At 41.8% G+C, this 9,588-nt stretch carries 9 protein-coding genes; 8 read left to right on the forward strand and 1 reads right to left on the reverse strand.

Translation table 11 applies throughout. From position 1 onward, the window contains the following. Positions 1-191 precede the first annotated feature (191 nt). Positions 192-545: a DUF3147 family protein gene (locus L1272_RS21995; protein ID WP_130051661.1), complete on the reverse strand. Its 354-nt coding sequence runs from the start codon at positions 543-545 to the stop codon at positions 192-194. 84 nt (positions 546-629) lie between these two features. On the opposite strand from L1272_RS21995, the gene L1272_RS22000 reads away from it, so the two are divergent. The 8 genes from L1272_RS22000 to L1272_RS22035 are packed head-to-tail and all read left to right on the forward strand — an operon-like array spanning position 630 to position 9,374. Continuing rightward, entirely contained in the window at positions 630-1,013 is a 384-nt protein-coding gene (locus tag L1272_RS22000) for a BlaI/MecI/CopY family transcriptional regulator (RefSeq protein ID WP_028834938.1), read from the forward strand. Positions 1,014-1,015: 2 nt separating this feature from the next. Then, on the forward strand, positions 1,016-2,005 hold the full coding sequence (locus L1272_RS22005; RefSeq protein ID WP_126873597.1) for a M56 family metallopeptidase: 990 nt from the start codon (positions 1,016-1,018) through the stop codon (positions 2,003-2,005). 13 nt (positions 2,006-2,018) lie between these two features. Continuing rightward, complete coding sequence (locus tag L1272_RS22010) at positions 2,019-3,344, forward strand: TolC family protein (protein WP_126873595.1); 1,326 nt, start codon at positions 2,019-2,021, stop codon at positions 3,342-3,344. A gap of 16 nt (positions 3,345-3,360) precedes the next feature. Beyond that, a complete protein-coding gene (locus L1272_RS22015) occupies positions 3,361-4,593 on the forward strand; it encodes an efflux RND transporter periplasmic adaptor subunit (RefSeq protein ID WP_126873594.1) in 1,233 nt (410 codons plus the stop codon). Between the two features lie 10 nt (positions 4,594-4,603). Beyond that, positions 4,604-7,747 (forward strand): efflux RND transporter permease subunit, encoded by a 3,144-nt coding sequence (locus L1272_RS22020; protein ID WP_126873592.1) that lies wholly within the window; start codon positions 4,604-4,606, stop codon positions 7,745-7,747. Continuing rightward, complete coding sequence (locus L1272_RS22025; RefSeq protein ID WP_126873610.1) at positions 7,737-8,432, forward strand: HupE/UreJ family protein; 696 nt, start codon at positions 7,737-7,739, stop codon at positions 8,430-8,432. The genes L1272_RS22020 and L1272_RS22025 overlap by 11 nt, the downstream gene beginning before the upstream one ends. 43 nt (positions 8,433-8,475) lie before the next feature. After that, a complete protein-coding gene (locus tag L1272_RS22030) occupies positions 8,476-9,000 on the forward strand; it encodes a hypothetical protein (protein ID WP_138534089.1) in 525 nt (174 codons plus the stop codon). 41 nt (positions 9,001-9,041) lie between these two features. Then, positions 9,042-9,374: a DUF6488 family protein gene (locus tag L1272_RS22035; RefSeq protein ID WP_126873588.1), complete on the forward strand. Its 333-nt coding sequence runs from the start codon at positions 9,042-9,044 to the stop codon at positions 9,372-9,374. The last annotated feature ends 214 nt before the right edge of the window (positions 9,375-9,588 follow it).

A 9,588-nucleotide genomic window follows, 5' to 3' on the forward strand; every position in this document is an offset into this window, starting at 1 on the left:
ATACCAACCTTCGTTACATTGTCAGAGCCGCTACTTTATTCAGGCTCCTAGGATCATCTGGTGATACAGATGGTTCACTCATTAAGCGGTGAACAGCGCTTCATACGACTTCACGTCGCACGCCCCATTACGCGTTAACGTAAATACTCTAATGGCAGCTGTGGGGTGAACAAAGGACCTTGCTGTTAACCTCAAGGAAGCAAATCTATTCCAAACAGCTTCAGCAATAAAGAAAACAGCCAAAAGCAAATTACAGTTATTAATGAGCTGATGAGTAACGATAGCCAAAAACTGTAGCGCTGCATCAGCATGGGGAAAAGTAAAAACATGGGCAATGTGAGAAGTACATACCAAAAAGTGTACCAAGCATGATTGGCTATTTTCTCTGACGGCTGCTTTTCAACATATAACCAAATCATGGCTAAAATTGTGACTGTCGGTAAGGCCACTATGAGTGCGCCTAGTTTATCATTTCGTTTTGCTAGCTCCGATGCCGCGACAATGACCGTAGCGGTGATCAAATACTTAGTTATTAGCCAACCCATATAATACCCTTAAATCTAAAAACCGATTGCCTATCGGTTTTTGTTGTGGCAATATAGCCAGCGAATTAAATAGAGTAAAGTGTTATGCAATTAGGTGAACTAGAAAAATTAGTGCTTCAACATTTCTGGAATGTCAAAGAGGCGGATGCAAAGCAAGTACATAAAGTACTGGGGTTAGCTCGTGGTAATTCGTTAAATACTATCCAAAGTACGCTTGATAGGTTATTTAAAAAAGAATTACTTAAACGCACTAAACAAGGTCATGCGTATTGTTATTCAGCCAGAGTAGATCGTGAAGGCTTAATTGCTCAACTTATTTCAAATGTAACCAGTGACTTTGTTGATGATGGTGAAAATAGCTTAATTGCTGCGTTCAGTTCTGCTTCGGCACAGCTTAATGACGAACAACTCGATACATTAGAAAAAATGATCGAGAAACAACGCCAGCTAAGAAAGGAACGGGCTTAATTATGTTAGTTGGAGATATGGCAATCGTTCTAAATTTGCTCAGTGTTTCAGTGCTTGCATTTGTGATCGGTATTGCAACTGTTGCTGTCGTATCTCGTTTTGTGTTGTTCAGACTCAAACAAGTCAGTTTTAATAGTCAAAAGTTTATATTGTGGTCACTAGTGAGTGCACCTTGGTGGATAGCCTTTTCTTGTATTGGTTACTTTATGCCTTACTCGTTAGGGTTTGATAAAGTTTTTAACATAAGCTGGTTCGAAGATTTTGCCCATTGGCACCATATCGATATTTTTAGCTTTTCAAGTTGGCACGCGTTAACCTTACTTTTAGCACTAATCTATTTAGCTTGGCGCGTAACTAAGACTACCTTTGTTAGAACCAAACAGTCCATCGCATTATCGAGTTTACTAAGCTTTACTGATGCACAAGGTGCTAGGACGACTAATGGCAATCAATATTTATTGATGCCTGTTAAAGTGCCTGTTGCCTTTACTACAGGTTTTATATCTCCCAAGATATATGTATCAACCGGACTACAAACCCAAGTTAGCGATGAACAACTTAATATCATCGTTAATCATGAACTGGCCCATGTAACGGCAAGAGACCCGTTATTTAAAGTGCTTTTCACGGCACTTGCCAGCTTCTATCCGTCACGTATAAAACAAACCCTAATCGAGCAATATGTCTTAATGACGGAAAAGATGGCCGACAATGAGGTCACAAAAGAATACGACCACCTTGATATCGCACAGACATTAATTGATGTCGCTAGACTTCAAAAAGCACTTCCTACGGACTGCGATCAGGCGTCTGTTAGCTACTTCGGACATGATTACACGAGTCTTCGTGTTGAGGGTTTATTAAATCCAATTAATAAACCGTCACTTACTACTATCATCATTACTCTAGCATTATTGGCAACTATGCCAGTACTAGCGGCATCCACTGTCGATAGTTTTCATCACTTTATCGAAACTTTTTTCATCCATTAATTAAGGATATGGAATGAGATTTAATTTTTATAAAAGCAACGGAAAAAAACCGATCGGCAATCGGTTTTTGGCTGTTGGTCTAGTTTTAACAACGGGGGCTGGTTTAGTAACATCAACTCCCTTTTTGGCTAATGCGCAGTCCCAGCAGCAATTACAGTCATCACATCAGGTTATAAATTTAAGCAAGGCTGTGACCATGACTCTACAAAGTCATCCTGAGCTAAAAGCCTTGATAGCTCAAGAAGCTGTGTGGCAAGGTAATATCGAGCAAGCTGGCATTGGAGAGCGTCCTCAAATAGGTTTAATGATTGAAGATGCGTTAGGGACAGGTGAGCATAGCGCATTACAAAGTATGCAATCAACGCTCACATACTCTTGGTTGCTTCAACAAGATCAAATTGATGGCAGAGTTAATGCGGCAAAAAGCCAAGCAAATGCAGTAATAGTAGAGCAAAAAATAAAAGCCCTCGATTTATCTGCGATTGTTGCTAAACAGTTTGTTGAAATCTTGATAAAGCAAGAGCGCTTGAAACTCAATCAATTAGCGGTGTCTCAGGCACAGGAAGTGGTTGACGCTATTGCCAAAAGAGTAAAAGCGGGTAAAAGTTCCAATGTTGAAATGCGCTTGGCTCAAGCCGAGCTGGTTCGAAGAAATCTCGCTGTAGAAGATTTAGAGCACGAATTAAAAGCTAGTCATTATCAACTGTCATCCTTATGGGGCAAGCCTCAGGCTGAGCTTAAATTAACTGGGAATTTAATGCTTAAGCCGGAAATTCCCTCGGTAGAAAGCCAGCTAATCAAGCTTAAGCAAGTCCCACAAATACAGCAGTTTGTTAATGAACAACGTATCGCTCAGTCTCAAATGGAGCTTGCACGCATTGAAGCAAAACCTCAGTGGCAACTCACTGCGGGATTGAGACGATATGAAGCGACAAATGACTTTGGTTTAGTAGCGGGTATATCTATTCCTTGGGGGAATGACAATAGCAATGCAGGAACAATAGCGGCCTTACGCGCAAAACAAGATGTACTGGCAACTCAGCAACAAGCCTTAATGCAGAAACTGGATGCACAGCTATATGTGCTATTACAAGAAATGGCGCATTCCCACCATGTCATTGAAACGATTCAAGCTGAAATTATTCCCGTACTAGAAACCGCATTGACTGAAGCAAGTCAGGCATTTGATATCGGTAAGCTTAGCTACAACCAGTGGAGTGATATACGTAGAGAGCTGCTCAGCGCCCAAAATCAGTTACTTGATGCTTATCAATCTTTGCATTTACAACATATTGAAATTCAACGCCTAACTGGCGTGCCCGTTAGTGATAGCGAGTAAAACCATGAGTAAATTTATGAAAAATAAAAATATTCTGTCGTCATTGAGCTTGGCGATTATTATCTCATTCACAGGTGTCGTCGCACCTAATGCTATTGCAGCATCAACACCTGCGGCAGAGCAAGCTGAACCAGAGAAAGGTCCACACCGTGGGCGCATGTTACGAGATGGTGATTTTGCCATTGAACTCTCTATTTTTGAAACTGGTGTGCCACCAGAGTTTCGTGTTTGGGCGACAAATGATGGACAACCTATAGACCCAAAGAATGTCGATTTAAACGTAAAATTAATTCGCCTAGGCGATGGCACTGATGATATTAACTTCAATGCTCAAGGTGACTTTCTTCGCGGTGATATGGTGATTTATGAGCCTCACTCTTTTGTTGTTGCCATTGAAGCAACTTATCAGGGTAAAAAGTACAATTGGCGATATGACAACTTCGAGGGTCGCACCACAATTGAACAGGCAGTTGCCGATGCAATGGAAATCAACACTGAAATCGCAGGCCCTGCGACAATTCATCAAACCATACCCGCTTATGGAAAATTAAGTTTACCTGTGGACGCTAAGCGAAACATTGCTGCGCGTTTCGATGGTGAAATCACCAAATTACACGTCAATTACGGTGAAATTGTTAAAAAAGGGCAAACGCTATTCACAGTAGAAAGTAATGAAAGTCTTAAGCCCTACGTTATTAAAGCGCCCATTAACGGTGTTATTACCCAGTTATTCGCAAACGCGGGTGAGCAAACTAATGGTAAAACCTTACTCACCATTACCAATCTTAATCGCCATATTGCCAAATTAGCGGTTTATCCTTCGGATTATTCCAAGGTTAAACTGGAAACGCCAGTTACGTTAAACATTGAAGGTCATGAGGACCCCCTTGTAGGTGAGGTGTCATTTATTGAACCTAGCGTGAGAGATGATCAGGCAAGAATAGTTTGGGTCGAATTAGAAGGTCGTAACCTTGCCGAAGGCGGCTTCGTAAAAGCTGACATTGAAGTTGCAACCATTGATGTGCCACTGGCTGTAAAGCGTGTTGGCTTACAAGGTTTTAGAGACTTTACTGTTGTTTACGCCAAAGTGGGTGAGCAGTATGAAGTTCGTATGCTTGAGTTGGGCCGCACTGGAGGCGAATGGATTGAAGTATTAGGTGGCCTAAAAGCGGGAACCGAATACGTGACCAACAATAGCTACATCTTAAAAGCCGACATTGAAAAGTCTGGCGCATCACACGATCACTAGGAGTGTATAAATGTTGGAGTCAATTTTACGCTTTTCAATAAAGCGCAAATTCCTTGTCATGGTGATGGTGTTAGCTGTGTCAGGTTTGGGTATATGGAATTTTACCAAACTACCGATTGATGCAGTGCCTGATATCACCAATGTGCAGGTAATGATCAATACCGAAGCGGCTGGGTTTACGCCATTAGAAGTTGAGCAAAGGGTAACTTTTCCGTTAGAGACCGCATTGTCGGGTTTACCGGGGTTAACCTATACCCGCTCAGTTTCTCGTTATGGCCTATCTCAAGTGGTTGCAATATTCAGTGATGATACTGATGTCTATTTTGCCCGTCAGCTTGTTAATGAGCGTTTATCAGCGGCACGCGCTGAGTTACCGCTGGGCTTAGAGCCTCAACTTGGGCCAATTGCGACAGGTCTTGGTGAAATATTCATGTTCACTGTTGATGCTGAGCCTGATGCTACACATGCTGATGGCACGCCTATTACACCAACGGATTTACGAACCGTACATGACTGGACAATAAGACCACAGTTAATGCGGGTGCCGGGTGTAGTAGAAGTGAACCCGATAGGCGGATTTGAGCGTGAAATATTAGTCGCTTTCAAACCTGAAAAGTTACTTGCTTTTGGGCTGTCACAAGCCGATGTGGTTGATGCAATTTCGCAAAACAACCAAAACCAAGGTGCAGGCTTTATTGAGCAAAATGGCGCACAGTGGTTGTTAAGGCTGCCCGGTCAGGTTACTGATATGACTGCCATTGGTAATATTCCGCTTAAGTCGCTTGATGGTTCATCAATTTATATAAAAGACGTAGCCGATATTGAAAACGGCAAAGGGCTTAGAACTGGCGCTGCTACACAAAATGGTCGTGAAGTGGTGATGAGTACGGTATTTATGCTTATTGGCGAAAATAGCCGCACAGTAGCTCATGCCGTGGGAGAAAAGCTCAAGGAAATTAACGCCACTTTACCAGAAGGTATAGTCGCAACTGCTGTTTATGATCGCACTAAATTAGTAGATAAAACGCTACAAACGGTTCAGCTTAACCTGATCGAAGGGGCGATATTGGTTATCGTTGTACTCTTTGTGCTACTGGGTAATTTCAGGGCTGCATTTTTAACAGCCTTAGTGATCCCATTTGCCATGTTGATGACAGTAACAGGTATGGTACAAACTCGCGTGAGTGCTAACCTGATGAGTTTAGGCGCGTTAGATTTTGGTTTGTTAGTCGATGGTGCCATTATTATCGTGGAAAATTGTCTTCGCAGGCTAAGTCAAGCAGGAAACAAACCTCTGCCGCTAAAAGAACGCATGGAACTCGTGTTCGAAGCCACAAAGGAAGTCATACGTCCAGCGCTATTTGGCGTGTTTATTATCACCGCTGTTTACTTACCCATTTTTGCTCTTGAGGGTGTTGAAGGCAAAATGTTCCACCCGATGGCGATCACCGTGGTTATCGCGTTACTTAGCGCTATGGTGTTATCGGTTACCTTTGTACCCGCTATGGTTGCCTTGTTATTTAAAAAGCCTGTGAAAGAAAAACATAGCCCAATAATTCGTGGTGCTACTGTTCTTTACAAGCCTGCTTTAAACTGGGTTTTAAAAGCCCGTTGGTTCGTTGTTATAGCCGCAACAGTATTAGTGGGTTTCTCAGGTTATCAGGCAACTAAGTTAGGTAGTGAATTTGCGCCTAATTTGGATGAAGGTGATATTGCCATGCACGCGCTGCGAATTCCGGGTACGTCATTGTCTCAAGCAATCGCGCTTCAGGAATCTTTAGAAGATAAAATTAAACAAATGCCAGAAGTTGAACGCGTCTTTGCCAAAATAGGCACTGCCGACGTTGCAACTGATGCCGTTCCGCCAAGTGTCGCAGATAACTTCATTATCCTGAAACCTCGCGAGTTGTGGCCTGATCCAGATAAGACAAAAACTCAAGTTGTAGAAGAGTTAGCCGCGCTAGTAGAGCCAATTCCGGGGAACCGATATGAGTTTTTACAGCCAATACAAATGCGTTTTAACGAATTGTTAGCTGGGGTGAGAGCTGAACTTGCGATAAAAGTGTTTGGTGATGACTTTGATACGTTGACTACGTTAGGCAGTGAGATAGAGGGTGCAATCTCTCAGGTTGAAGGTGCCGTAGATATACAAGTTGAGCAAACCACTGGTTTACCCATGCTTAATCTTGTGCCAAATCGTGAAAAACTGATGCAGTTTGGTATTAGTATTAGCCAAGTACAGTCTCAAGTGGCAATGGCTATGGGCGGTACAGTTGCAGGTAAGTTTTATCAAGGCGATGTGCGCTCAGATATTGTAGTAAGGCTCACAGAGTCCAAACGTAATGATATCGATTCAATACCTTATTTACCGATAACGTTGGCTGATGGACATACAGTACCACTTAAAGAATTGGTTGATATTGAGCTGATATCGGGTGCTAACCAAATAAATCGTGAAAATGGTAAACGTAGATTGGTAGTAACTGCCAATGTTCGTGGTAGGGACTTAGGTAGTTTTGTTGCAGACATACAAGCAGCCATTAATGAAAACGTTGAAGTACCTGCTGGTTATTGGGTGGAATATGGCGGCACTTACCAAAAACTGCAATCCGCTTCAGAGCGCCTGAGTATTGTTGTACCTGTCACTTTAATCATGATTGTTGGTTTATTAATCCTCGCCCTTAACTCGTTTAAAGATGCCATGATCATCTTTACGGGGGTTCCGCTTGCATTAACTGGTGGTATTGCTGCGCTGTTACTACGTGATATTCCGTTCTCAATTTCGGCAGCGGTTGGCTTTATCGCCTTATCGGGCATCGCCATCCTAAATGGACTGGTTATGGTGTCGTTTATCAGAGAACTGCGCAAAGATGGTTTGGCACTTGATAAAGCAATCTTTGATGGTGCGCTGACGCGTCTTCGACCTGTGTTAACAACCGCACTCGTTGCTTCATTAGGTTTTATTCCTATGGCGTTAAATACAGGCATAGGCTCGGAGGTTCAGCGGCCTCTGGCAACAGTAGTCATTGGTGGCATTATTTCGTCAACGATTTTGACTCTGTTTGTCATCCCTGCCTTATACAGAATTTTACATAAAGAAAAGGAGTCTATTTTGACTGATGTTGAAGTATTGGAGTCTCAAGATGCCAAGTAACATGATTAAAGTACTGACTTATCTGACGATTGCGCTGTTAGCGCTTGTCAGTATCGAAGCTTTTGCTCACGGAGTCGATGATAAAACCAGAGCATTTTTAGAGCAAAATAATGGAGTACAGTTTATCCCGTTTTTATATATAGGCGCTAAGCATATGATAACGGGCTATGACCACTTGCTGTTTTTAGTCGGTGTTATCTTCTTTTTATATCGTAGCCGTGACGTACTGTTGTACGTCACCATGTTTACTATTGGGCATAGTACAACCCTGTTATTTGGTGTGTTAAGTGACATACAGGTCAATGCTTATTTAATTGATGCCATTATCGGTTTTTCCGTAATTTATAAGGGCTTCGATAATCTAGGTGGCTTTAAGCTTTGCTTTAATTGGCAGCCTAATACCCAATGGGCGGTGCTGATTTTCGGTCTGTTTCATGGCTTTGGTTTAGCTACCAAATTACAAGAGTTTAGCCTAGCTGATGAAGGTCTTATTACCAACCTGATTGCCTTTAACTTAGGTGTTGAACTTGGTCAATTTGCTGCGCTCGCACTTATTTTGATCATGATAAATGCATGGCGAAAACTGCCTTCATTTCAACGCTTTTCGACAGTCACAAATACCGCACTAATGAGTGCTGGTGTGATGTTGATGGGCTTACAACTTGCTGGTTACTTTACCATTTAATCGATTTTTAACTTATAGAAATACAGAAATAAAAGAGAATTTTATGCAACATACAGTTAGTACCAAAACACTCGTTAAAGCGAGTATTTCAGCAGTCGTTGTCGCGGCTATTGCACTGGTTACCTTTATCTTACCAGCAGAGTACAACATCGATCCGACAGGTATTGGAAACAAGTTAGGTTTAACAGCACTTGCACAAGCGGCTGAAGTGGAAACAACGTCATTAGAGACAACTAAAGGCACGGATGAGTTTCAAACAATAGAAGTGACAGTCCCTGCGGGACGCGGCATCGAATATAAATTTTATATGAAGCAGCATGAAAAAATGACTTATGAATGGTTAACCGATGGTGTTCCATTGTACTTCGATTTACATGGTGAGCCAGAAGGTGACACAACGGGATATTTTGAAAGCTATGTTATTGCTACTACTAATGAAATGAAAGGTAGTTATACCACGCCATTTGAAGGCTCTCATGGCTGGTACTGGAAAAACAAATCAGACAAGCCAGTTTCAATACAGCTAATGGTCAAAGGGCAATACAAAGTTATTGGCCTTAAACAATAACGAATTTAACTTTACGAATTTCATACAAAATGGAGACTAAAATGAACAAACTAATATCAATCGTTGCGCTTTGTGGTGCCTTGCTAACTAGTAATGTACAGGCACATGGAGATCATGGTGTCATCAGCGGTCAGAAAGCTGTTAGCATCGCTGCAACACATATTCAAAAGATGACATTTAAAGACGCTGGTTTTGAAGTTGGTAAGTTAGATGAGTCATGGAAAAATATTGATAAGTCGCAACTTTCGATTGCTAGCGTTGAAGACAATTTCTACGTAGTTAGTGCATCTAATGCTAGCAACGAAGATAAGCTTTACTTCCAAATTGCAAAAAATGGTCAAGTTATAGCGGTTAAAAATAAAAACAACTTTTAACAAAATAAGAAGGCACCTTTTGATACATGAGGTGCCTTTGTTTTTGTACCAAGTCCGCTTTTGGCACAGAGCCACTGGTCGGCTCTAACTCATTAATTAGATGGTACGCCCCACCCATTAGCTAAACTCATAGTGTTGGCTATTACAGGAGGAAACCATCATGTCAGTTGCAAAAGTCATAGGTATTGATTTAGGTAAATCAACCTTTCACCTA

It is taken from the genome of Pseudoalteromonas sp. PAST1 (genome assembly GCF_021532515.1).
In the GTDB taxonomy this organism is placed as follows: domain Bacteria; phylum Pseudomonadota; class Gammaproteobacteria; order Enterobacterales; family Alteromonadaceae; genus Pseudoalteromonas; species Pseudoalteromonas simplex.